The organism is Sphingomonas sp. OV641 (assembly GCF_900109205.1).
Lineage (GTDB): Bacteria > Pseudomonadota > Alphaproteobacteria > Sphingomonadales > Sphingomonadaceae > Sphingomonas.
Genome location: NZ_FNZB01000001.1, coordinates 2,145,578 through 2,169,117 on the forward strand (window position 1 = coordinate 2,145,578; position 23,540 = coordinate 2,169,117).

Annotated in this window: 23 protein-coding genes and 1 tRNA gene; 13 read left to right on the forward strand and 11 right to left on the reverse strand. The window is 65.6% G+C overall.

Annotated features, from left to right (window positions below):
* Positions 1-4: 4 nt before the first annotated feature.
* Complete coding sequence (locus BMX36_RS10250) at positions 5-1,390, reverse strand: helix-turn-helix domain-containing protein (protein WP_093064879.1); 1,386 nt, start codon at positions 1,388-1,390, stop codon at positions 5-7.
* A gap of 172 nt (positions 1,391-1,562) precedes the next feature.
* Here BMX36_RS10250 and BMX36_RS21705 point away from each other — a divergent pair, with 172 nt between their 5' ends.
* The 3 genes from BMX36_RS21705 (at position 1,563) to BMX36_RS10260 (ending at position 4,178) form a co-directional block, all read left to right on the forward strand.
* Positions 1,563-1,718, forward strand: a complete 156-nt coding sequence (locus BMX36_RS21705) for a hypothetical protein (protein WP_169715658.1) — start codon at positions 1,563-1,565, stop codon at positions 1,716-1,718.
* Positions 1,719-1,790: 72 nt separating this feature from the next.
* Positions 1,791-3,386, forward strand: a complete 1,596-nt coding sequence (locus tag BMX36_RS10255; RefSeq protein ID WP_093065487.1) for an isocitrate lyase — start codon at positions 1,791-1,793, stop codon at positions 3,384-3,386.
* 174 nt (positions 3,387-3,560) lie between these two features.
* On the forward strand, positions 3,561-4,178 hold the full coding sequence (locus BMX36_RS10260) for a hypothetical protein (RefSeq protein WP_177179080.1): 618 nt from the start codon (positions 3,561-3,563) through the stop codon (positions 4,176-4,178).
* A gap of 14 nt (positions 4,179-4,192) precedes the next feature.
* Here the strand turns inward: BMX36_RS10260 and BMX36_RS10265 are convergent, their stop codons facing one another.
* Entirely contained in the window at positions 4,193-4,858 is a 666-nt protein-coding gene (locus BMX36_RS10265) for a DUF4893 domain-containing protein (protein ID WP_093064881.1), read from the reverse strand.
* Between the two features lie 40 nt (positions 4,859-4,898).
* Positions 4,899-5,684 (reverse strand): 3-hydroxybutyrate dehydrogenase, encoded by a 786-nt coding sequence (locus BMX36_RS10270; protein WP_093064883.1) that lies wholly within the window; start codon positions 5,682-5,684, stop codon positions 4,899-4,901.
* A gap of 149 nt (positions 5,685-5,833) precedes the next feature.
* Between BMX36_RS10270 and BMX36_RS10275 the strand changes: the two genes are divergently transcribed.
* Positions 5,834-6,748 (forward strand): KPN_02809 family neutral zinc metallopeptidase, encoded by a 915-nt coding sequence (locus BMX36_RS10275; protein ID WP_093064885.1) that lies wholly within the window; start codon positions 5,834-5,836, stop codon positions 6,746-6,748.
* 54 nt (positions 6,749-6,802) lie between these two features.
* Here BMX36_RS10275 and BMX36_RS10280 read toward each other — a convergent pair whose 3' ends face one another.
* On the reverse strand, positions 6,803-7,789 hold the full coding sequence (locus tag BMX36_RS10280) for an NADP-dependent oxidoreductase (RefSeq protein WP_177179112.1): 987 nt from the start codon (positions 7,787-7,789) through the stop codon (positions 6,803-6,805).
* 136 nt (positions 7,790-7,925) lie between these two features.
* A complete protein-coding gene (locus BMX36_RS10285; protein ID WP_093064889.1) occupies positions 7,926-9,122 on the reverse strand; it encodes a DUF2171 domain-containing protein in 1,197 nt (398 codons plus the stop codon).
* 230 nt (positions 9,123-9,352) lie between these two features.
* Here BMX36_RS10285 and BMX36_RS10290 point away from each other — a divergent pair.
* Positions 9,353-9,428: transfer RNA gene (locus BMX36_RS10290), tRNA-Ala, on the forward strand.
* A gap of 103 nt (positions 9,429-9,531) precedes the next feature.
* Here the strand turns inward: BMX36_RS10290 and aqpZ are convergent.
* Complete coding sequence (gene aqpZ, locus BMX36_RS10295) at positions 9,532-10,281, reverse strand: aquaporin Z (protein WP_093064891.1); 750 nt, start codon at positions 10,279-10,281, stop codon at positions 9,532-9,534.
* A 188-nt stretch (positions 10,282-10,469) separates the two neighbouring features.
* A complete protein-coding gene (locus BMX36_RS10300; RefSeq protein ID WP_143058544.1) occupies positions 10,470-11,237 on the reverse strand; it encodes a hypothetical protein in 768 nt (255 codons plus the stop codon).
* Between the two features lie 236 nt (positions 11,238-11,473).
* Here BMX36_RS10300 and BMX36_RS10305 point away from each other — a divergent pair, with 236 nt between their 5' ends.
* Positions 11,474-12,232 carry an NUDIX hydrolase gene (locus BMX36_RS10305; RefSeq protein WP_093064895.1) on the forward strand — a complete coding sequence of 253 codons (759 nt, stop codon included), beginning with the start codon at positions 11,474-11,476 and terminating at the stop codon, positions 12,230-12,232.
* On the forward strand, positions 12,232-12,984 hold the full coding sequence (locus tag BMX36_RS10310; protein ID WP_093064897.1) for an extensin-like domain-containing protein: 753 nt from the start codon (positions 12,232-12,234) through the stop codon (positions 12,982-12,984). Before BMX36_RS10305 ends, BMX36_RS10310 begins: the two co-directional genes overlap by 1 nt.
* An 18-nt stretch (positions 12,985-13,002) precedes the next feature.
* Here the strand turns inward: BMX36_RS10310 and BMX36_RS10315 are convergent, their stop codons facing one another.
* From BMX36_RS10315 to BMX36_RS10330, 4 genes are all read right to left on the reverse strand, one after another.
* Entirely contained in the window at positions 13,003-13,542 is a 540-nt protein-coding gene (locus tag BMX36_RS10315; RefSeq protein WP_371262849.1) for a hypothetical protein, read from the reverse strand.
* A 194-nt stretch (positions 13,543-13,736) separates the two neighbouring features.
* A complete protein-coding gene (locus BMX36_RS10320) occupies positions 13,737-13,955 on the reverse strand; it encodes a hypothetical protein (protein WP_066775480.1) in 219 nt (72 codons plus the stop codon).
* A 59-nt stretch (positions 13,956-14,014) separates the two neighbouring features.
* Positions 14,015-14,803 (reverse strand): transglutaminase-like domain-containing protein, encoded by a 789-nt coding sequence (locus BMX36_RS10325; protein WP_093064899.1) that lies wholly within the window; start codon positions 14,801-14,803, stop codon positions 14,015-14,017.
* A 195-nt stretch (positions 14,804-14,998) separates the two neighbouring features.
* Positions 14,999-15,745 carry a Bax inhibitor-1/YccA family protein gene (locus tag BMX36_RS10330; protein WP_066775476.1) on the reverse strand — a complete coding sequence of 249 codons (747 nt, stop codon included), beginning with the start codon at positions 15,743-15,745 and terminating at the stop codon, positions 14,999-15,001.
* Between the two features lie 122 nt (positions 15,746-15,867).
* On the opposite strand from BMX36_RS10330, the gene thpR reads away from it, so the two are divergent.
* The 6 genes from thpR to BMX36_RS10360 all read left to right on the forward strand — a co-directional run bounded on the left by thpR (position 15,868) and on the right by BMX36_RS10360 (position 23,534).
* The gene (gene thpR, locus BMX36_RS10335; RefSeq protein WP_093065489.1) at positions 15,868-16,410 is read left to right on the forward strand and encodes an RNA 2',3'-cyclic phosphodiesterase; all 543 of its coding nucleotides are present in this window, start codon (positions 15,868-15,870) and stop codon (positions 16,408-16,410) included.
* Positions 16,411-16,454: 44 nt separating this feature from the next.
* Complete coding sequence (locus BMX36_RS10340; RefSeq protein WP_093064901.1) at positions 16,455-18,014, forward strand: spinster family MFS transporter; 1,560 nt, start codon at positions 16,455-16,457, stop codon at positions 18,012-18,014.
* Positions 18,011-18,745: a lysophospholipid acyltransferase family protein gene (locus BMX36_RS10345; RefSeq protein ID WP_256210724.1), complete on the forward strand. Its 735-nt coding sequence runs from the start codon at positions 18,011-18,013 to the stop codon at positions 18,743-18,745. Before BMX36_RS10340 ends, BMX36_RS10345 begins: the two co-directional genes overlap by 4 nt.
* 10 nt (positions 18,746-18,755) lie before the next feature.
* Complete coding sequence (gene miaB / locus BMX36_RS10350) at positions 18,756-20,066, forward strand: tRNA (N6-isopentenyl adenosine(37)-C2)-methylthiotransferase MiaB (protein WP_093064903.1); 1,311 nt, start codon at positions 18,756-18,758, stop codon at positions 20,064-20,066.
* Between the two features lie 219 nt (positions 20,067-20,285).
* Complete coding sequence (locus BMX36_RS10355) at positions 20,286-22,391, forward strand: M10 family metallopeptidase C-terminal domain-containing protein (RefSeq protein WP_093064905.1); 2,106 nt, start codon at positions 20,286-20,288, stop codon at positions 22,389-22,391.
* Positions 22,392-22,532: 141 nt separating this feature from the next.
* Entirely contained in the window at positions 22,533-23,534 is a 1,002-nt protein-coding gene (locus BMX36_RS10360) for a PhoH family protein (protein ID WP_066780795.1), read from the forward strand.
* The last annotated feature ends 6 nt before the right edge of the window (positions 23,535-23,540 follow it).

The window sequence follows — 23,540 nt, forward strand, 5'->3', positions numbered from 1 at the left end:
CAATTCAATCACCGGCGAAGGTCAGCGCGGTGATCCGGCGTTCCCGCTCATTGATCGTCAAGGCTCGACCTGCCGGGGCGGCGGCGCGCTGCGGGCATGATGGACGAAAGCACTGGCGGCAGCCGAGCCCGATGGGCATCGCCGCGCCGGCAAGGTCGAAGCCGCGCGCCGCCGCCAGCGTTCCGGCATGTTCCGCCGCCACCCCGATCCCGATCGCGAATTCGGCCGAGACCAGCCCGTATCGCTGCCCCTGCGGCGTGACGGTGCGCGCCATGGTCAGCCAGCGTTCGCCATCCTCCAGCTCGACCAATTGGACCGCAAGGTGCCCGGGTCGGTCGAAGGCGTGGTGGAGGTGCCACAGCGGGCAGCGCCCTTCCGCCTCGACCAGCGCGGCGCCGCTCGCGCCCGCATAGCGCTTTGACGACTGGCCCGCGCGATCGACGCGGATCATGAAAAAGGGCAGGCCGCGCGCGCCGACCCGCTGAAGCGTCGTCAGCCGGTGCGCGACATGTTCGAACCCCGCTCCGAAGCGACGCTGGAGCAGCTCGATATCATAGCCGGTGGCCTCGCAGGCGCGCAGGAAGCGCGCATAGGGCATGGTCACGGCGGCGGCGAAATAGCTGGCGAGATGACGCCGGAACAGCCGGTCCGCAGCGATCTGGCCGAAGCCGGCGCCGGTCACCAGCGCATCGATCTCCGCCCGCGCCTCGATCAAGGCCAGCTGGAAGGCGGCGGCGAAGGTGCGGCTGGCGGGATCGAGCAGTTCCGACAGCTGAAGCTGGCGGGCGTGAAGGTCTAGCCGGCGCAGCACATCGGGCATCACGTCGACGGGAAGGATGCGGATCGCGAGGCTGTGCTTCACCCGCAGCCGTTCGGAAATGGCGCCGTAGAGATCGCCGGCGCCAAGCCGCAGCTCGTCCGCCAGCGCCTCCGCCGCGGCGTCGAGATCGGGAAAGTGGTTGCGCCAGCGCCCGATCTCGCGCCGGACAAGCGCTACCGGATCGTCGGACGGCGCAGCGGTGGCGCCGCTCTGCCCCGCGCGGTCGAAGGCGCGCGCGAACGCCTCGGCCCCGCCGGGCGCAGCGGCCAGCCATTCCTCCAGCTCGTTGCGGTCGATCTCCAGGTCGGCGAACATCGGGTCGGCCAACCGCCGCCGCATTGCATCGCGCCCGCCGCCCGGCTCCGCCGCGGTCAGCGCGCGCGGATCGAAGTCGAAGGTCTCCGCCAGCTTCACCAGCAGGGTCGCCGACACGGGGCGCTGATTGCGCTCGACCAGGTTCAGGTAACTAGGGCTGATCGCCAGCATCTCGGCCATGGCGGCCTGGCTCAGCGCCTGCTGCCGGCGCAACCGCCGCACGACATGCCCCGCCATCAATTTGCGCTCTGCCATTGCCGGACCGTGACGGCCCGCAAGCAACATGTCAATTCTTTACAGAAAGACAAACTTGCGATCGGTGATGAGCGACCCGCTGACACGGATTGCTGCTGCGTGTTCGTTGAGAATCACCGGTCCATGTTGTTCATATGATCGCAGTTGTAAGCATTCACACAGGAGAACGACCATGGACGCTACCCCGCAGCGCAGCCGCGCCGTTTTCTCGACCGAGGACTTCGGCCTCATGAAGGAAGCGATCGGCGAGTATATCAAGAAGATCGCCGACGACCCCCGCTCGGCGAAATTCTCGAACCTGTACCACCGTCTCGGCCGCCTTGGCTGACCGATCACCCGCCTGATCCACCCCTTGCTGCGGGACTGATCCCGCGTGCCCCCATTCGCGACAGGAAGAATGATGACCTACCAGGAACAGACCAGCGCAATCGGCCAGCTCGTCGCGAGCTACAAGGGCACGTGGGACGGGATCGATCCGGAGTCGGTGGCGCGCATGCGGCTGCAGAACCGGTTCCGCACCGGGCTCGACATCGCGCGCTACACCGCGGCCATCATGCGCCGCGACATGGCCGCTTATGATGCGAACCCGGCCGAATATACCCAGTCCCTAGGCTGCTGGCACGGCTTCATCGGCCAGCAGAAGCTCATCTCCATCAAGAAGCATTTCGGCAGCACCAAGGGACGGTATCTGTACCTCTCCGGTTGGATGGTCGCGGCGCTGCGCAGCGAGTTCGGCCCACTGCCCGACCAGTCGATGCACGAAAAGACCAGCGTTCCCGCGCTGATCGAGGAACTCTACACTTTCCTGAAGCAGGCTGACGCGCGCGAGCTGGGCATGATGTTCCGCGATCTCGACAAGGCGCGCGAAAGCGGCAACGAGATCGAGGCGCAGCGGCTGATGCAGGCGATCGACAATTACGAGACCCATGTCGTGCCGGTCATCGCGGATATCGACGCGGGCTTCGGCAATGCCGAAGCGACGTATCTGCTTGCCAAGAAAATGATCGAGGCGGGCGCCTGCGCGCTCCAGATCGAGAACCAGGTGTCCGACGAAAAGCAGTGCGGCCACCAGGACGGCAAGGTGACGGTGCCGCACGAGGACTTCCTCGCGAAGGTCCGCGCCTGCCGCTACGCCTTCCTGGAGCTGGGTGTCGACGACGGGATCATCGTGACCCGCACCGACTCGCTCGGCGCCGGCCTCACCAAGCAGATCGCCTTCTCCAAGGAGAAGGGCGACATCGGCGACCAGTATAACGCCTTCCTCGATTGCGAGGAGGTGGCCGACCTTTCATCGCTGCGCGGCGACGTGGTGATCGAGCGCGACGGCAAGCTGATGCGCCCGAAGCGGTTGCCATCCAATCTCTTCCAGTTTCGCGAAGGGACCGGAGCGGATCGCTGCGTGCTCGATTGCATCACCAGCCTGCAGAACGGCGCGGACCTGCTGTGGATCGAGACCGAGAAGCCGCATATCGAGCAGATCGCCGGCATGGTCGATCGCATCCGCGAGGTGATCCCGAATGCGAAGCTGGTGTATAACAACAGCCCCAGCTTCAACTGGACGCTGAACTTCCGCCAGCAGGTGTTCGATGCCTGGGCCGCGGCGGGCAAGGATGTCTCCGCCTATGACCGGGCAAAGCTGATGAGCGTCGATTATGACGATACCGACCTCGCAGCGGAGGCGGACGAGAAGATCCGCACCTTCCAGAAGGATGCGGCGGCGCGGGCTGGCATTTTCCACCACCTGATCACGCTGCCGACCTATCACACCGCGGCGCTGTCGACCGACAATCTCGCCAAGGAGTATTTCGGCGAGGCGGGCATGCTCGGCTACGTCAAGGGCGTGCAGCGCAAGGAGATCCGTGAAGGCATCGCCTGCGTGAAGCACCAGAATATGTCGGGTTCGGACATCGGCGACGATCACAAGGAATATTTCGCCGGGGAGGCCGCGCTGAAGGCCGGCGGCGTCCACAACACGATGAACCAGTTCGCGGCGTGAAGCGGGTGCCGTAGCGATCGCTGCGGCACACCCGGATCCTGCCGGGCCGCACCGCCACCAAGTTCCTGGGGAGGAAGGATGCCCGTCGGTGGTTCGCCACCGGCGGGTGTTTCCATGTCGACCCGGCAAACCAACGGGTTGAGCGGTCCGCCGGAGAATGACAGAACCACCCGCATGACGCGTCTAGTCGCCGCCCTTGCCGCGCTCCTGCTCTCGCTGGCGGCGCTGCCCGCCCATGCCGCCGTGACCATCACCTTCTGGAGCCATGAGTTCGGCAATCACTTTCCGCACGCCTTCTTCACGCTGCGCGGCACGCCCGATGCGGGGGGCGAGCCGGTGGACCTCAATTACGGCTTCACGCCCAAGGCGATTTCGCCCGCGATCCTGTTTGGTCCGGTGCAGGGCCGCATCGACATTGCCAAACGCGGCTACATGGAGGGGAGTGACGCGCAATTCTCCCTTGTCCTGACCGACGCGCAATATGCTGACATCCTGCGCCTCGTGACCGAGTGGGACGAAAAGAAGGGCGATGGCACCTATCGGATGAACACGCGCAATTGCGTGCACTTCGCGCAGGAGGCCGCGCGCCGGGCCGGGCTGACCCGGGTGGATTTCCCCGCGCTGATGAAAAAGCCGCGCTCGTTCCTGAAGGCGGTGGCCAGCGCCAATGCGGCGCAGGTGACCATCATCGACCGACACGGCAAGCAATATCTGGCGGCACTGGAAAGCGAGAAGCGCGCGCTCGAACCAAGGGCGATGATCGCCACCAATGCGCCTGCACCGGTGAAGTAGCCACCAGTCTCCGATCAGGACGTCGCCGGCACGAGCTCGATCACGTCCACCAGCGATTCAAAGGCGGGCAACGGCAGGACCAGCCGCCAGCGCGCCTCCCCGACACGATCCACGAAGCCTGCCATGTCGCGATCCTCGTCGCGGCCATAGGCCATGGCGCGGGTCTCATCGCCCAGCATCAAGGTGCCCAGGAACACTGGCCGGCCGCCCGCATCGGGAAAGATGCGCCCTACCGGACGCTGCGATCCGCTGATCTTTTCGAAGCGAAGGAGGGCACCGTCGCGATCGATGCGACAGGTGAAGGGCGGATAGGCGATGTAATCGAGCATGCCGGCGCTCTTCGCGCCCAGCTTGAACACGCGGCAGCGATATTGCCCTGGTGGGGGCAGCGGATCGGCAAGCCGTGCATCGGGAACCAGCAGCGCCCCTTGCGCGGCGATCGCCGGCCCGGACCCGCCAGCACGCGCCCGCTCCAGCGCCTCCAGCAAGGCTGAGCGCCATTTGCGTAGGCGATCACGATCGGCGAGCGTCGCGACCGTCCGCCAGTCCAGCGGCGGCGCGACAGGCATTCGCGCGCCTGCCACGGCGGGCGCGGGACGTGCGCCCTGCGGCGCCGCCTTTCGCCCACCACAGCCTGCGAGCGTCGCCGCCGCGGTCAATGCGACCAGCACCTGCTTCATGCCGACGACCCTTCCCTGTTGCCGAAGGGCTAGCCCGCGATCAGGCGGTGGTCCAGCCGCCATCCATGGAAAGGTTCGCGCCGGTGATCGAGGCTGCCTCTTCGCGGCACAGGAACAGCGCAAAAGCGGCGACCTGATCCGGCGTCACGAACTTCTTCGTCGGCTGGGCGGACAACAGCACGTCATTGATCACCTGATCACGGGTGAGGCCGCGCGCCTTCATCGTATCGGGAATCTGATTTTCGACCAGCGACGTCCAGACATAGCCGGGCGAGATGCAGTTGACCGTGATCCCGTCGGTGGCCGTTTCCAGCGCCACCGTCTTGGTCAGGCCGACCAGGCCGTGCTTGGCAGCGACATAGCCCGACTTGTTCGGGCTGGCCACGAGGCTGTGGGCGGAAGCCGTGGAGATGATCCGGCCCCAGCCGGCTGCACGCATCAGCGGAACGGACGCGCGCATCACGTGAAAGGCGCTGGTCAGGTTGATGGCGATGATCGCATCCCATTTGTCGGTCGGGAAGTCGGCCACCGGCGCGACATGCTGGATGCCGGCATTGTTGATGACAATATCGGGCCCGCCAAGCTCGCCATGGCAACGCGCTACCATGGCTTCGATCATTTCCGGTCGGGTCATGTCGGCCGGGTCGTGCAGCGCGGGCGCGCCGCTCGCCTGCGCCAGTGCGGCGCACTGCTGCTCGATCGCATCGGCCTCCCCGAAGCCGTTGATCATGACGGCCGCCCCTGCCCCCGCCAGCGCACGCGCATAAGCCGCGCCGATGCCGGAGGTGGAGCCCGTGACCAATGCGGTCTTGCCCTTCAGAAACATGATCCATCTCCCTATCAGCGGGCCCGCCGGCCGTGCGCTTGCCGTCAACGCCGTGGGTCACCGCGAACATAGGCAATCAACCCGCGTCGATTGCAACCGGCCTTCATCTTCGCGCATTCATGCCGGATCGGTAACGAAGGAACACCGCCATGCGGCTCGACGATTTCGACAAGGACATCAATGTCGAGGATCAACGCGGGCAAAGCTTCGGCGGCGGCGGCGGTGGCGGCCTGCTGCTCGGCCTGCTGCCGCTGATCGGCAGCCGGTTCGGCTGCGGCGGCATCGTGGTGGTCCTGCTGATCTTTGCGGTGTTCGGCGGCCTCGGCAATATCGGCGGGCTGCTGACCGGCGGTGACAGCGCTCCCTCCACCCAAGTGAGCCGAAACGGCGCGGGCAGTGCCGGCGGCGGCGGCGCGACGGCCGCCTGCTCGGTCGACGCAGCAACGCGATCGACCTGCAACGCCTTCTCCTCGGCGGAAAATACGTGGGAGCGGCTGTTTGCCCAGTCCGGCCAGCGATTCCAGGCGCCCAAGCTGGTATTTTACGGCGGGCAGGGCATGTCCGGCTGCGGCGCGGCCTCGTCGGCCATGGGGCCGTTCTACTGCCCGTCGGACCAGGGCGTGTATATCGACACCGGCTTCTTTGACGAGCTGGTCCAGAAATACCGCGCAGCCGGCGATTTCGCGCAATATTATGTGGTGGCGCACGAATTTGGCCATCACATCCAGACGCTGACCGGCGCTTCCGAACAGGTTCGCCAGGCTCAGGCGCGGGGCAGCCGCGAAGAGGGTAACGCCCTGTCGGTGCGGCTGGAGCTGCAGGCGGATTGCTACGCCGGCGTGTGGGCGGCGCAGAACCGCGACCGGCTGGAGCCGGGCGACATCCAGGAGGGGATGCGCGCGGCCGAGGCGATCGGTGATGACACGCTCCAGCGCGAAGCTCAGGGCCGTGTGGTGCCCGAAAGCTTCACGCATGGCACCTCGGCGCAGCGGCAGGCGTGGCTGAACCGCGGGCTGCAAAGCGGCGATCCGGCGGTCTGCGACACGTTCAGCGGCGCGATCTGATCACGACGAATCAGAGGGCGTCGTCGGGATCCCGCTCGACGCCCCCGGTTCGGATCAGATGCGCACCAGCATCTTGCCCTTGTTGGCGCCGGTGAAGAGACCGAGGAAAGCGTCGGGCGCGGATTCCAGTCCCTCGAACACCGTTTGTTCGCGCGTGAGACTGCCGTCCTTCAGCCAGCGCCCCATGTCCTCATAGAAATCCGCCGCGCGGGCGAGATGATCGCCGACCAGGAAGCCCTTGATCGTCACCCGCGCACCAATCACCTTCGCCAGATACTTCAGCGACTGCGGCTGGCCTTCATTGTAGATGTCGATCATGCCGCAAATTGCGAAGCGCGCGTTCATGCGGGCGGCGAGCAGCGCTGCATCCAGGTGATCCCCGCCGACATTGTCGAAGTAAACGTCAATGCCCTCGGGCGCTGCCTTGGCAAGCGCCTGCACCACGTCGCCCGACTTATAATCGATCACCGCATCGGCGCCGAGCGACCTTACCCAATCGCACTTTGCCGCCCCGCCGGCCGAACCGATCACCGTCATGCCCTTCGCCTTGGCGATCTGGACGACGGTCGATCCGACCGCGCCAGCCGCCGCTGACACGAAGACGATGTCCCCTGCCCGCGCCTGTGCGACATCCAGCAGCCCGAAATAGGCGGTCATGCCGGGCATGCCGAACTGGCCCAGAAATGCCTCGTCCGGCACGTCGAGCCGCGGCAGTGGTTGCACCTGGCCGGCCGGCAGCACCGCCTCTTCGCGCCAGCCGAGCATGTGCTGAACCTTGGTGCCGACCGGCACCTTGTCGGATCGGCTTTCCACCACTTCGCCGATCGCGCCGCCCTGCATCGGTTCACCCAAAGCGAATGGCGGGACGTAGCTTTTCACGTCATTCATCCGCCCGCGCATGTACGGATCAACCGAAAGCCAGTTGTTCGCAACGCGCACCTCGCCATCGGCAAGCGGGGCCGACGGCTGGTCGATCAGGGCGAAATCACCCGACTTCGGCATCCCCTTGGGGCGCGAGTGCAAGGTCCAGGCACGCGGCATCATTCTCTCCCATCTTGTCCGGCTTGACGCATTTATGCCCGAGGGGCGGGCCCAACGCAAAGAGCCCGGGCGTCATGCCCGGGCTCCCCGCTCGCCTGGCCGCAGAGGGAAACGGCCGGCGGTTGGCTGGTGAAGATCAGTAGGTGCCGGAGAAGCTGCGATCGAGGTTCGTCCGGCGCTGATTGTCGTCCTGGTCACCGCTACGCTTGTCCGTGCGATCACCATAGCCAAACAGGGCGGAGCTATTCTCCTCGTCGCGCCAATGCTTCTTCGCTTCGTCCGCCGTCTTGGACAGTGTCACGTTCGTGTCCACGCTGGAGATCCAGCTCGACGGGATCGAATGATGATGCCCTTCGGCCTCGGGATCGTTCTTGGTCAGCAGGATGCGATCACCCCGCACCTTATCCACGGTGCCGACATGCGTGCCGTCCGAGCCGACGACATCCATATGCTCTTTCACCTTGTTCAGCGAATCGCGCTGGGTCTGGCGGGTCGTGCGCCAGGACGAGAATTCATTCTCGAACTTGCTGCGGTTCTCTCGGCGATACTCGTCATAGTCGCGGTCGAGCGCCGCAATCTGGGTACGGCGCCAGGAGCCATAATCGGAATCGCGATCATATGCGTTCTGGTCGCCATAGTTGCGCTCATCATAGCGCATGTCGGCCTCGCGGCGGCGCTCCGCCTCGTCATCGCCGAACCAGGAGCGCACTTCGTCTCCGGCGCGGGCGAAGAAGCCGCGATCGTCATAATCATAGCCCTGCGGGACCCCGCGATAGCCGCCGCGCTGGCGATTGCCGCCGCCGCCACCCATTCGCTGCCGCTGGCCGCCGAACTCGCGATCCCGGAAGCGATCGCCCGTGTCGAACCGGCGCCCGCCACCATAACCACCGCCGCGTGAATCATCGGCGCCATATCCTGCGCGGCCGTAGCGCTCGCCCGAGGACTGGCCATAACCGGACTGGCCATAACCGGATTGCCCGTAACCGGATTGGCCGTAGCCTAAGCCGCCGCCACTGCGCTCACCCCAGTCGCGGGTGTTGTTGTCGCGATCGCTCCAGCCGCGACCACCGCCGCGCCGACCGTAGGACTCGCCCGACCCATAGCCGCGGTCCTGATCGCTGCGCTCGCCATAAGGCACGAAGTTGCGCGTGTAATCGCGATCATCGTCGTCGTCGTCATGGCCGCGGTTGCGGCCGCGATCCAGGGCGCCGGCAGCGCTATATTCGCGCGCGCTGGAATAGGTGTAATCACGCCCCGAGCCAAAGTCCCGGCCATAGTCCTGCTGGTCGCGTCGGCCACTATAATCGCCGCGCGAATTACGGTCATAGCCCATGTCCAAACTCCTTCCGTCTGCGGACAGCGCCGGGCTGTGTCGCCCGGTCACGATGCTGTTTGAAAGGCTGACCGGGGCGAATGTTCCCCCTCAAACGGGCCGTTTTCGGCCAGACGATCGTTCCCGTCGCCGAGCCACCGGCGGATCATTTCAGCCTGCGACGAGAAGCCGTTGCATGAACGCGAAGCGCAAGCTAAGGGCGACGCTCCCGGCTTCGCCGGGGTCCGGGCGGGGCCGTAGCTCAGATGGGAGAGCGCTGCAATCGCACTGCAGAGGTCAGGGGTTCGATTCCCCTCGGCTCCACCAGCCCGCCCCTTTATGCTTCAGTCTTGCTCGCTCACCCCGCACCGCTCGTCTCGTGAAGAAGCGGGCGGCGCCCTTCTTTACCGGCAAGCGGCACGCAGCCGCCTCATTCCGCACGAGGGCGTCCCGGTTCGCCGGTGACGTCAGGCTCTTGCGCGGGGGCGGCGAAGACCGAGCGGTAGACGAGACCACCGACAATGCCGCCCAGAATGGGTGCGAGCCAGAATAGCCAGAGCTGCTGGATCGCCAGCCCGCCGACCACCAATGCCGGGCCAGTGCTTCGTGCCGGATTCACCGAGGTGTTGGTGACGGGGATGCTGATGAGGTGGATCAGCGTCAGGGCGAGGCCGATCGCGATCGGGGCGAACCCAACCGGCGCACGCCGATCGGTCGCGCCGATGATGACGAGCAGAAACCCGGCGGTGAGAACGAGTTCGATGGTAAAGCCGGCGGCCAGACTGAAGCCGCCGGGCGAGGCGCTGCCATAGCCGTTCTCGGCCAGACCATTTGTGGCGAGATCAAAGCCCGGTGCGCCGCTGGCGATCTGGTACAGCAGCCAGGCGGCCGCGATCGCGCCGACGACCTGCGCCAAGACATAAGGCGCGATATCCTTCGCCGGGAAGCGGTTGCCGGCCCAGAGACCGAAGGTGACCGCAGGATTGAGGTGACAGCCGGAGACTTGCCCAACCGAATAGGCCATCGTCAGAACGGTCAGGCCAAATGCAAAGGACACGCCAAGCAGCCCGATGCCTACGTTAGGGAAAGCAGCGGAAAGGACGGCACTGCCGCACCCGCCGAAGACCAGCCAGAAGGTGCCGACAAGCTCGGCCCCCATGCGTCGTCCCAGATCCGGCATCTTGCTCTCCCGCAGCCTTTCGTCGCCGGGACCTGAGGCTAGGGCGTCTTTGTCGTGGCAATATCGGGGTTAGCCCGCCCTGACGAAAGAAACTGCCCGTAGGGCAAAAGGCTGAGGCGCCCGTCCATGAGCAATGGCGTGCCCGGCAACGATGTTTCCACGACACACCTGGCGCTTCCGGATCGGGACTAGAATTCGTGCTGGTAGGACACGCCCAGCCGGGTGTTCTGCCCGAAAGTGTTGGTGACGTAGCTTGCCCTGGCGGACACGGTATCCTTGCCGGTGAGATGATAGGACAGACCGCCAGCCGCCGCGAGGCCGGAGAAGTCGTTCGTCCCCTTCGAAAAGTTCGCACCGGCGATCAGCGTCAGCCGCTCGGTCAGCGGGCGGATCGTGAACACGCCGAGATAGGCGCTGTTGCTGCTGACCTCGATCGGGATGCCTTCCTGCTGATCCAGATCGGTCACTGCCTGCCGGCCATTGGTATAGGTGTAGCCGAACGGCACGAAGATCTGCCACTTGCCCGTTTTCAGGCCGGCCCGTGCGAGGGGCACGAAGCCGCCCAGCGAATAACGGGTCTGCTGGATGCCCGAGTCCAGCTCGCTTCGCCCGGCGGCAAAAGTGACGATCGCGATCGGGAGGAGATAGGACGCACCCAGCGACCATTGGCCCGACTTTGCGATGCGCCCGTTGAACTTGAACTTGGGGCCGACGGCCATCGAGCCGGACACTGAAAGCTCCCCGGCAAAGGATGCGCCGACCTTGGTGGCGATCTTGGTCGGATCCTCGGCCGCCTTCTGCTCCTGCTGCAGCTCCTGCTGCTGCCGCTGCTGCTCTTCCCGTTGAGGCGGACCATCCTGCGCGCGGGAAGAATGCGGCACTGCCAGCGTGAACGAGGCGACAGCGACGACGATCAGCCTCAGCCAGACCTGCTGTTGTGAGGGAAGCAAATGCACGAACCGGCTCTCCTTCCCGTCAGCGGCATGTTGCCCTCCTGAATATCCGGCTGACTTCACCCGCCCAACAGGGGAAACTCCCGCCTTTCGCCAGGATCATTGCCGAGGCGGATGAGCGGTGAGTGGGCGACGCTTGCGGAACGGGGGCAGTCCGGCGAGTGGGTCCTCCAACGGACGGTCGCACTTTGCTGCGTCGCGGCGTGACTTTCCTGCCCGTGCATCGTTAAGTCGCTTGTATGAGTGACGATCTGCCCGAGGCGATTCCCGCCGCCACCCTCATCATCTTTCGCCAGGCAAGGAATGGCCCGCCAGAATTGTTGATGGTGGAGCGGGCCAAGGCCATGGTGTTCGCCGGCGGCGCGATGGTGTTCCCTGGCGGCCGGATCGATCCCGGCGATCATGCGCTGGCGGAACTGACCGGCGGGGACGAGGAGACGGCCGCTCGCATCGCCGCGGTTCGCGAGACCATCGAGGAGGCGGGCCTGCCGATCGGCCTTTCCGAGCTTCCCAGCGCGGAACAGCTGGCGCAGATGCGCGCCGCCCTGCACGGCGGCGCAACGCTGGCAGAGGCACTGGCGGGGGCGGATGCGACGCTTGATCTGGCGCAGCTCGTGCCCTGGGCGCGGTGGCGGCCGGCGCACCGCAACATGCGGATCTTCGACACGCGCTTCTATCTGGCGGAGCTTCCCGTCGATGCTCCGCACGCGACGGTCGACCAGACGGAGAACGTTCGGCTGGTCTGGGCGACGGCGCAGCAGGTGCTGGCGGATGCCGATGAGGGCAAGCTCGAGGTGATTTTTCCCACCCGCCGCAACCTGGAGCGGCTGGCGCTGTTCAGCAGCTTTGCCGACGCGGCGGCGCATGCCCGCGAAACGCCGATCCGGACGGTCACGCCCTGGTCGGAGACGCGCGGCGATGCGGAGCATCTCTGTATCCCTGACGATTGCGGTTATCCGGTCACATCGGAGGTGATCGCGAGCGCCATGCGCGGCTGATGCCGCCGCGCAAGCGCACGCGCGGGCGCGTGCGTCATGTCCTTCGCTGGATCGTGTCACTGGCGGTGGCGGCGTTGCTGGCGCTGCTCGCTTATGGCTGGCTGCGGCAGCATCCGGAGGATACACCCTGGGCACCGCTCGATCTGGCGCGACCGATCGGCATGTTCACCGGGCGGAAGCTGGCCGCGCTGGGCGAGGACTTCCCGCAATGCCGGGCGCTCCTGGACAAGGCGGGTGTGGAATATGTCGCGCTGGCCGAACTGCGCGAGGGCGCTCGTTGCGGCTATGCCGATGGCCTGCGCTTCGCCGCGGATGACCCGCGCATCACGCCATTCATCCCGGCCCGCCTGGGGGTCGCCTGCCCGGTCGCGGCGGCGCTGGCGCTCTGGCAATGGGAGGTCGTGCAGCCCGCCGCCGAACGCCATTTCCGCATGCGCGTGAGCGGGATTGAGCATCTGGGCAGCTACAATTGCCGCCGCCTCTATGGCCGGAGCAGCGGCGATTTCAGCCAGCATGCCACGGCCGATGCCGTCGACATTTCCGGTTTCCGGCTGGCGGACGGACGCCGGATCACCTTGGTCGCCGACTGGAGGACAGGCGGCGCAGAGGCCGCGTTTCTTCGCGAGGTTCGCGATGGGGCGTGTCGCGTCTTTGCGACCGTTCTTTCACCCGATTACAACGCGGCCCATCGCGATCACCTGCACCTCGACCAGGCCGATCGCGGCGCAATGGGCTGGCGGTCCTGCCGATAAGACCGATCGCTAAAGCTCTCAGTGCGGCAGGGCGCCGGCTTCGACCTTCTCCACCCAATAGGGGTAAAAGGCCGGCTGGCGCGAGGACCAGCCCGAAGCCGTGGCCGCCGCCTCACTGATCGACTGCAGCAGCTTGCGCCGCAGCTCGGGGTGAAGATGCGGGAGCGCGGCTGCTGCACAGAAAGCGCCGGGAAGCCACGGGCGAACCGCCGCACCGATCAGTCGTTCATAGAGGAAGCGGTAGGCCGAAAAGCTGGAAATCCGCTCCTGCCCGAGATCGAAGGCGCTGACGGTGGTGAGCGGCCCCAGAAACCGCTCAACAGCGTCGAGGCCGCTCTCGTCAGGAACAAGCGCGCGGATTTCCGGCAGTCGCATATAGTGCCGCGCCTGCGCACGAATGCTGGCCGCCTCCACTACATCGCGCGACCAGCGGGCCATGGCATCATCCCGGTCCAGCCCGATATCGAGGCTGCGCCTGATGTAGCGCTGCGTCGAGGCGTTGAAGCCCGCGAATTCCTTCATCTCTGCCAGCGTCATCACGCCTTCCGCTGGCTTCATCCTGGCACTCATCGTGACTACCCCGCCCGCATTGCCGAAGCCGGGCCGTGATGCACCAGGATGATTGTCGTGATCCCGGGCGCCCATGGCCGACGCCCAATACGATCATGACCAATGCCGCGCCGCAACATCAGATGCGACGAACGGATTCCGTTTGTTACGGAATGATGTTACGTGCGTCTTTCACGCAACAATCAGGCATCCCGCTGGCGCTCTGCTTCCTCGTCATAGCCCGACGACGGTGCCGGATCGGCGCGCGCCGGCTGCGTGGTGGACGGGGGATCGGACGCGTCCATGGATTCATCCAGCCCGGCATCGAGCTGCGCATCCTTGCTCTCGGGGTGCTTGTCGAGCCGCTTGGAAATCGATTCATCGCGGCCCGCATCCTGGGACGGCGGTTGTTGGGTCGGCATGACGCTCTCTCCTACTGAAACGGTTGCTCAACGAGCAATGAAGCTCGCCTGTTCCTTGTTCAGCCGTCCGCAGCCAACCGACGGACGGTCACCGTTTGCGCGATCAACTGCGCCGTGCCGAAGATGGTCATGAAGGCGATGTCGGTCGCGTCTCGCCCAACCGCGACCCGGGCCATGTCAGCGCAGGTGGCCATGCCGGTCGCATCGACCAGCCGCCAAGCGCCGCCCAGCCACAATTCCGCAACGGCGTGAAAGTCCGGCGGATCGACGCCGGGTGCATATACGGCCACGCACCGCGCCGGGATCTCCGCCGCTCGGGCAAGCGCGACCAGCAGATGAGCATAATCGCGGCAGACGCCGCGCCGCTCGGCAAAGGTCGCCAGGGCGCCGCCCCGCGGCTCCGTCGCCGCAGCGCTATATTCCAGTGATTTCTGCACCCAGTCGACGAGCGCCAGTGCAAGCTCCCCACCCGACAGCCCGGCGAACTGCCGCCGAACGAAATGTTCGAACCGATCGGACTCGCAATAGCGGCTGGGCAGGAGATAGCCGATCGTCTCGGGCGGGAGAGCCGAGACCGGCGTGGGGGCAAAAGCGGCAAGGTCGACGGCGGGGCGATCGACGTCGATGATCGCGTGGTAATCGGCCACCAGGCGGCGCTCGCCGCGTGCCCAGCAACGCTGCCCGATGCCCTCCTCCCCCATCACGGCGCGGATCGGATGATCCGACCGGATCAGGAGGGACTCCACCTCGATCCGCTGGTCAGGCAGCGCGGCGGCCTCGACCTGGAGCAGAACGTCGGCGGGCTCAGGGAAGGCATAATCCAGATGAACGTCGATCGAGAGGCGCATCGCTTGTTCCTGCGCCGGACTGGCCCGGCCACCATGACACATTCACTCAAGCAACATGCGTCAGCCATGCCGGCCGCTGTCGCTCACCAGCCTGCCTCCCACCCGTCCGCGTCGACATGCGGGGCCGGCACGCAGGGCAAGAAAAAGGCCCGGCGGGGTAACCCGCCGAGCCTCATGTCTCAGCCTCTCGATCGCTTATTCGCGATTGCCGAGGAACGAGAGCAGGAACTGAAACATGTTGATGAAGTCCAGATAGAGCGACAGCGCGCCCATAATCACGGCCTTGCCCATCATGTCCGTGCCCGCGACATAGGCGTACATTTCCTTGATGCGCTGCGTGTCATAGGCCGTCAGACCGGCGAACAGCAGGACACCGATCGCGCTGATGCCCATCTGCAGGGCCGGGCTCTGCAGCCACAGGTTCAGCAGCGACGCCACGATCAGGCCGACGACGCCCATGATCAGGAACGTGCCGAAGCCCGACAGGTTACGCTTCGTCGTGTAGCCGTAAAGGCTCAGCGACAGGAACGCGACCGAGGTGGCGAAAAACGTCGTGGCGATCGAGGTACCGGTGTAGACGAGGAAGATCGTCGACATCGACACGCCCATGATGGCGGCGAATGCCCAGAAGATCGCCTGTGCCGCGCCGGTCGACAGCCGGTTGATGCCAAAGCTCAGCACCATAACGAACGCCAGCGGCGAGAACATGACGATGTATTTCAGGATGCCGGGCGCAAGGAAGATCTGCGCCGCCAGGCTTTCACGCCCGCCACTGGCGAACAACAGCGCGACGATGCCGGTAAGCAACACGCCGGAGGCCATGTAGTTATACACCGACAGCATATATTTGCGGAGACCCGCGTCATATGCCGTGCCACGCGTGCCCGGTACGCTCGCGCCGAAGGCATTCGCCGTCGGACGGGGGTCGGACCAGTTAGCCATTGTCAGTTTGCTCCTTCGTCCGGCAAATGGCCGGATACGTCTTCGAATATCGCGCGGGTGACCCCAAAGTTCAAGTTCGGGCCGTCCGGGCAACAGTTCGTCACAATAGAATGGGTTCGCCGATGCATCGCTTGTTCGTGGCGCTCCGTCCGCCTCCCGAGATACGCGATGCGCTTGCCGATGTGATGGACGGTGTGCCCGGCGCCCGCTGGCAGGACGACGATCAGCTGCACGTAACCGTGCGCTTCATCGGCGCCGTGGATCGGCCGGTTGCCGAGGATGTCGCGGCCGCCCTGGCGGGGGTCCACGCCCCGGCGCCGGATGTGACCCTGTCGGGGGTCGGGCAATTCGGCCAGCGCGGGCGCAGCGACGCGCTTTGGGCCGGGATCGCCCCGCACGAGCCGCTCGCCGCACTTCACCGCAAGGTTGATCAGGCACTGGTACGGGTTGGGCTGGAGCCGGAACGACGTGCCTATCTGCCCCACCTCACGCTCGCGCGCCTTTCCCGCGGGCTGCACGTCGGCCCGGAGGTGGACGCCTGGCTCGCCCGCAACGCTGGCCTGACCAGCCCTGCCTTCACCTTCAATCACCTGGTCCTCTACGAAAGCCACCTTGGACGAAGCGGCGCGAGCTACGAGCCAATCGCCCGCTGGCCCCTCGCCTGATCGTCTGTTAGGCCACGGGCAAAGAACCAAATGAGGGGAGCAGGATGAACACGACCGCGGACGGTGAATATCGCGCCACAGGCTACGCCTGGTACGTGCTCTCGATCCTCTTCGTGGTGTACATCCTGAACTTCATCGACCGGCAGGTGATTTCGATCCTGGCCGAGGACATCAAACGCGATCTGAACCTCCGCGACGAGGATCTGGGCTTTCTGTACGGCACGGCGTTTGGCGTGTTCTACGCGCTGTTCGGCATTCCGCTGGGGCGGCTTGCCGACAGCTGGCACCGCGTGCGGCTGATCAGCGTCGGGCTTGCACTCTGGTCGACCATGACGGCCCTGTCCGGCTTGTCGCGAACCGGCGGGCAGCTTGCCGCCGCGCGGATCGGCGTGGGCATTGGCGAGGCAACCGCCAGCCCTTCGGCCTATTCGCTGATTTCCGACTATTTCCCGAAGAAGCTGCGCGGCACCGCTTTGTCGATCTACTCGGCCGGTATCTATGTCGGCGCGGGGATCTCGCTCTTCATCGGCGGGCTGATCGTCCAGAGCTGGAACGCCGCTTATCCGAACGGCGGCCCGTTCGGCCTTGCCGGGTGGCAGGCCGCGTTCCTCGCCGTCGGCCTGCCGGGGATCATCATCTCGCTGTGGATCGCGACGCTGCGCGAGCCGGTGCGCGGGCTTTCCGAAGGGTTGGCACAGCCGCCGCATCCGGCCCCCTTCAAGGCGTTCTTCGAAGAATTGCTGACGATCGTTCCGCCGTTCACGCTGATCGGCGCCGCACGCCTCGGCACGCGAACCCTGGTGCTGAACCTGGTCGCGGCAGTCGTGGCCGCGGGCGCGATCGCGCTGCTCGTCGCTTTCGGAGAACCGCTGCCGCAATGGGTCGCGGTGGGCCTTGGCTTCTACGCCGTTTTCTCCTGGGCGAGCGCGCTGCGCCATCGCGATCCGGCGACATTCGCCCTGATCATCGGCACGCCGGCGTTCCTCTGCACGGTGGTGGCTTATGGGCTCAATGCCTTTCTCAGCTATGCCGCCGGCTTCTGGGCCGCTCCCTATGCGATGCGCGAGCTTGGCGTTGCGCCGGCGGAGGCGGGGCTGATCCTGGGCGGCATGGGTGCGGTTTCCGGCTTTCTGGGCGTGACGGTCGGCGGCATTCTGGGCGACAGGCTGCGACAGCGGAACGCCGGCGGGCGGCTGATCATGGTGGCGCTGGGCGCCGTGCTGCCGGTTCCGTTTCTCGCCATCGGCTTCACCACCGACACGCCCATCGTGCTCTACGTCTGCCTCTTCATCGCGCAATTCACCGCGAGCTGGGGCCTGGGCAATTCGGCGGCCACGACGCAGGATCTGGTGCTGCCGCGCATGCGCGGGGCGGCGACTGCCACCTATTTCATCGGCACCACGCTGCTCGGCCTGGCGCTTGGGCCGTATCTCGCGGGCCGGGTGTCCTCGCTGACGGGGAGCCTGTCGACCGGCATGCTTTCGCTGCTCGTCACCGTACCGATCACGCTGGGCGCCGCGATCGCTGCGTACCGGCTCGTTCCCGCCGCCGAAGCCAGCCGTGAGGATCGCGCGCGGGCGGCTGGCGAGACCGACTTCACTTGATCCGCCTGATCCTGCGGGTGGCAGCGCTGGTGCTGGCGCTGCTGCTCGCCGTGCCGCTCCACCTGCTCTGGCGACTGGTGCGGCTGCCGTCCCCCTGGCCCAAGTGGTTTCTCGGCAGCGTTGCCCGGATCATCGGCGCGCGGCGGCGTACGATCGGTACCCCGCTGCGGCGCGACGTGGTGTTCGTATCCAATCACCTCAGCTGGATGGACATTCCGATCCTGGCCGGGCGAAACGGCAGCGCCTTTGTCGCCAAGGCGGAACTGCGGGCCGTGCCGCTGGTGGGATGGCTGTGCACGCTGAACGGCACCATTTTCGTGCGCCGCGAGGATCGCATGGCGGTGGCCGACCAGATCAACGCGCTGCGCGACGCGCTGGCCGAGGCTTGGGCGATCACCATCTTTCCGGAAGGCACCACGGGTGACGGAAAGGCGCTCCTCCCCTTCAAGGCGGCGTTGCTCGCGGTGCTGGATCCCCCGCCGCCGGGCGTGATGGTCCAGCCGGTGCGCATCGACTATGGTCCGGCAACGGCGGAACTCGCGTGGGTTGGGGACGAGCCCGGCACATCCCACGCCCTGCGCGTGCTCCGCCGGCGCGGCAGCTTTGCCGCCACCATCCACTTCTGCGATCCCTTCGACCCGCACGACTTTCCGGGGCGCAAGGCGATCGCCGCCGAGGCGCGCGCGCGGATCGCCGCCGCCGGTGGCGAAAGGTGCCCGTCTTCGCTATAGGCGCGGCCCCATGAAGCCTGCCCCAAAGACCTTTGCCGTCAAATCCTTCGGCTGCCAGATGAACGTCTATGATGGCGAGCGGATGGCGGAACTGATGACCGCCCAGGGCATGACCGCCACCGCCGATGCCAATGACGCCGACCTCGTTGTCCTGAACACCTGTCATATCCGCGAAAAAGCGACCGAGAAGGTGTTTTCGGATATCGGCCGCCTGCGCAAGCATGGGCGCGCGCCGATGATCGCGGTGGCCGGCTGCGTGGCGCAGGCCGAGGGTGAGGAGATCGTCCGGCGCGCCAAGGTGGATGTGGTGGTCGGCCCGCAGGCCTATCACAACCTCCCCCGGCTGGTGGCGGAAGCCGCGGCCGGCACCGCATCGGTCGACACGGATATGCCGGTCGCGTCCAAGTTCGGTGCCCTTCCCGCGCGGCGGAAAGTCGGACCAAGCGCGTTCCTCACCGTGCAGGAAGGGTGCGACAAGTTCTGCACCTATTGCGTGGTGCCTTATACGCGCGGCGCCGAGGTCAGCCGGCCGTTCGCCGCGATCGTCGATGAGGCGAAGGCGCTGGTCGATGCCGGCGCGCGCGAGATCACGCTCCTTGGCCAGAACGTCAACGCCTGGACGGATGGCGAGGATTTCGGCCTGCACGACCTGATACGGACGCTGGATCGCATCCCCGGCCTCGCGCGGATCCGTTACACCACCAGCCACCCCAACGACATGGCTCAGGGCCTGATCGACGCCCACCGGGACGTCGAGAGCCTGATGCCGTTCCTGCACCTGCCGGTGCAGGCGGGCAGCGACCGGGTGCTGAAGGCGATGAACCGCAGCCACACGCGCGATTCCTACCTGCGCCTGCTTGATCGCGTTCGTGCGGCGCGCCCGGACATTGCGCTGTCTGGCGACTTCATCGTCGGCTTTCCGGGCGAGACAGACGCCGAGTTCAAGGAGACGCTGCGTCTGGTGGACGCCGTGGGCTACGCCCAGGCGTTCAGCTTCAAATACAGCCCGCGCCCCGGCACCCCCGCCGCCGACATGGCCGATCAGCTGCCCGAAGCGGTGATGGACGAGCGGCTGCAGCAGTTGCAGGCGGCGCTCAATCGCGATCAGCACGCGTTCAACCAGGCAAGCATCGGGCGCAGCTGCGACGTGCTGATCGAACGGCGCGGCAAGCTGCCGGGGCAGATGCTGGGCAAGTCGCCCTGGCTGCAGTCCGTGCACCTGTTGGGTGATCATGCAATCGGCGATCTGGTCTCCGTGACACTTGCCGAGGCAGGCCCCAACTCCCTGAGCGGCGTACCGAAATTTTCTTTCGCCGCGTAGGGCCAAGTTGTTGACAGGTTGCGCGTAACGCGAGAGGCTCTCACGCATAATAACAGATGAGGGTTTCGCGTTACGTCAGCACCGTTGCCCAACGAATGTTGATTCCACGGCAACTCCCACAAATGATATCTTGTATCACGATGGGCCGCCACTTTGCTGGCGGTGCTTGGCTTAGGCGATGCCTTGTCCTGTTATTTGCCAACAGGGGAGACCATCAAGATGTCAGTAGTGGAAGCGCCAGAAGGCGCGCAGTGCCAATGCCCCGCTTGCGTCGGCGGCGAAGCACATCCCGAGGGCAAGATCTGGGATGACGGCCGCTGGGTGGATTACGCGTCGCTCGATCCCGATGCCGGCGGCACCTATGCCGACAAGCCGATCTGGGATGTTGATACGATCTCGGCCAATCTGAACCGTTCGGGCTATGACTGGTACACCAACAATTACGGCGAGCTGGACGACGGCGTTCTGAACTTCGGGTTCTGGAAGAACTACGCCGAGCTTGCCAACAGCTATTACGTCAACATCTTTGGCACAGTTTCGTTCGACGAAGCTTACTATCGCGACGCTTTCTCGGCGTTCGATGTCGACCAGAAGATGGTGGCGCGTCGTTCCATGAACTTGTGGGACGACCTCATTTCTATCTCGTTCCAGGAAACTAAGTCGGGCAGCGCCGACATCACTTTCGGCAATACGAGCACCGGCGGCGCGCAGGCTTATGCCTATCTGCCGTTCGGCGACGTCGACGACGCAGCCTACAACGAGGCTTACAGCTTCGAGGAAGTCGGCCGCCTGGGCGGTGACGTGTGGATCGACGGCTTCGTCTCGTCGAACTTCTTTCCGCTGACGGACAGCTATTACGCCGTCACGACGATGATCCATGAGATCGGCCATGCCATCGGGCTCAGCCATCCGGGCGACTATAACGCGACCGATGATGACGATGGCGACGGCGTGCCTGATCCCATCACTTATGCCAATGACGCCTTCTTCGCGCAGGATTCGCGTCAATATTCGATCATGAGCTATTTCGACGCTTATGAGACGGGCGCACAGCACATCGACTTCACGCTGGCGAACTTCGCCTATGCGGCAACGCCGCTGGTGCATGACATTGCCGCCATCCAGGCGATCTACGGCGTGGATACCACGACGCGCACCGGCAACACGACGTATGGCTTCAACTCGAACGCCGATCGCGACGCTTATGATTTCACGCTCAACACGCGCCCGATCGTCACCATCTGGGATGCCGGCGGCCGTGACACGATCGACTTCTCGGGCTGGGACACGCCGTCGATCATCGACCTGAACGAAGGCGCGTTTTCCTCCGGTGGCGGCGTGATCGAATTCCCGTCGCTCGAAGAGGTCAACGCCAATCGCGCAGCGCTGGGTTTCGCGCCGCGGACCCAGGAGCAGTACGATTATTATGTCGCGCTGCGCGACGAACTGGGCCTCGAGAACGGCCTGTTCACCGACAACGTCTCCATTGCTTACGGCGCGGTGATCGAGAACGCCGTTGGCGGCGGCGGCGACGACCTGATCGTGGTCAACAGCGCAGCCAATCGCGTGGATGGCGGTGCCGGCCTCGATACGGTGAGCTATGAAACGGCGACGGCAGGCGTGACCGTGTCGCTGCTCAACGGCGTGGGTTCGGCCGGCGCGGCGGGCGACCGCTTCACCAGCATCGAGGGCGTGATTGGCTCTGCCTTCGCCGATCGACTGACCGGCGATGCGGCCACGAACATCCTGGAAGGCGCCGCGGGCGACGATCGCATGATCGGCGGCGGCGGCCGTGATGCGTTCGTTTTCAAGTCCGCTGAGGGTGGCACGGGCGTCGATCGCATCACCGATTTCGATCGGGACGACATCATCGTCACGGACAAGGCGCTGGCTGATCCCAATAATGATGGCGTCATCCGGGTGGGCAGCAACGGTTCGCTCGTGATCGACGCCGAGACCGGCTCGCGCGTGATCCTGCAGGGTCTCGAGCATGACGGCGGGATCGAGTTCCTGGGCGAAGAGGACGGCCTGTTCTTCTATGGCTATGCCGGCGAAACCGAGACGCTGATGAGCGTGACCAGCGCGTTTGCCGCCGGTCGCGTCTATGAGGCGCCGGTGTCGTTGGAGCAGATCGGGCTCGCCTCCCCTGCGGCGAGCACGCCTGCTGCCGTCAACCCGAGCGCGTTCGATCTTGATGACGTGCGCCTCGCCAGCGGTTCGGCAACGGGCGGCGCCAGCGTGGCCACCGGCTTCGAACCGGCGCTCTCGTATGCGCCGGTGTCACCGGTCCATGCGCTGGACGTGATCAACTGCGTCATCGTCTGATCTGACGAACGACGGCGCCGGGTCGATTGCGGTAATTCCGCAACGATCCGGCGCCGTTTCCGTTTGTCGGCAGGATGGGACTTACACTTCGCCGATTGCGCTGCCACATTGGCGAGGCATGACGCACCTTCAGGGAGCCAGATGAGCCGAAAGCCCGTACCCGCCCAAGCGGGCGATCGCAGCAGGGTCGAACTGACCTTCGACCGGCCTCAATTGCTCAGCGCATTGTTCGGCCAATATGATCGAAACCTGGTGGCGCTTGAAAACCGGCTCGGCGTTTACATCACCGCGCGCGGCAACCGCGTGGGGCTGGAGGGAACGGCGGAGCAGGTCGCCCTGGCCCGCGATGTGCTGAACGATCTCTATGTCCGCATACAGCGCGGCGAGGAGGTGGATGCCGGCCTGGTCGACGCCTCGATCGCGATGGCGGCCGAACCCACCCTTGATGGCATCATTTCCGCGGAAAAGTCTGGCGGTGCACCGCCGATCATGATCCGCACGCGCAAGAAGACGATCGTGCCGCGTACTCCGGCGCAGGCGCATTACATGCGCGAGCTGGTGCACAACGACATGATCTTCGCGCTCGGGCCGGCCGGCACGGGCAAGACCTATCTCGCCGTGGCGCAGGCCGTCGCGCAATTGATCACCGGCAGCGTCCAGCGCCTGATCCTCTCGCGTCCCGCTGTCGAGGCCGGGGAGCGGCTCGGCTTCCTGCCGGGCGACATGAAGGAGAAGGTCGATCCGTACCTGCGTCCGCTGTACGACGCGCTGTATGATTGCCTTCCCGCCGAACAGGTCGAGCGGCGGATCGCCAGCGGGGAGATCGAGATTGCCCCGATCGCTTTCATGCGCGGACGGACGCTGGCGGATGCCTTCGTGATCCTTGACGAAGCGCAGAACACGACGCCGGCGCAGATGAAGATGTTCCTCACCCGCTTCGGCCAGAACAGCCGCATGGTGATCTGCGGCGACCCCAACCAGACCGATCTTCCCGGGGGCGTAGCGGCGAGCGGGCTTGCCGATGCGACCATGCGCCTGGAAGGCGTGGAGGGGATCGCGATGGTGCGCTTCAGCGCCGCCGATGTCGTTCGCCACCCGATCGTCGGCCGGATCGTCGAGGCATATGAGGGCCGGGACGCTTGAGGCGCC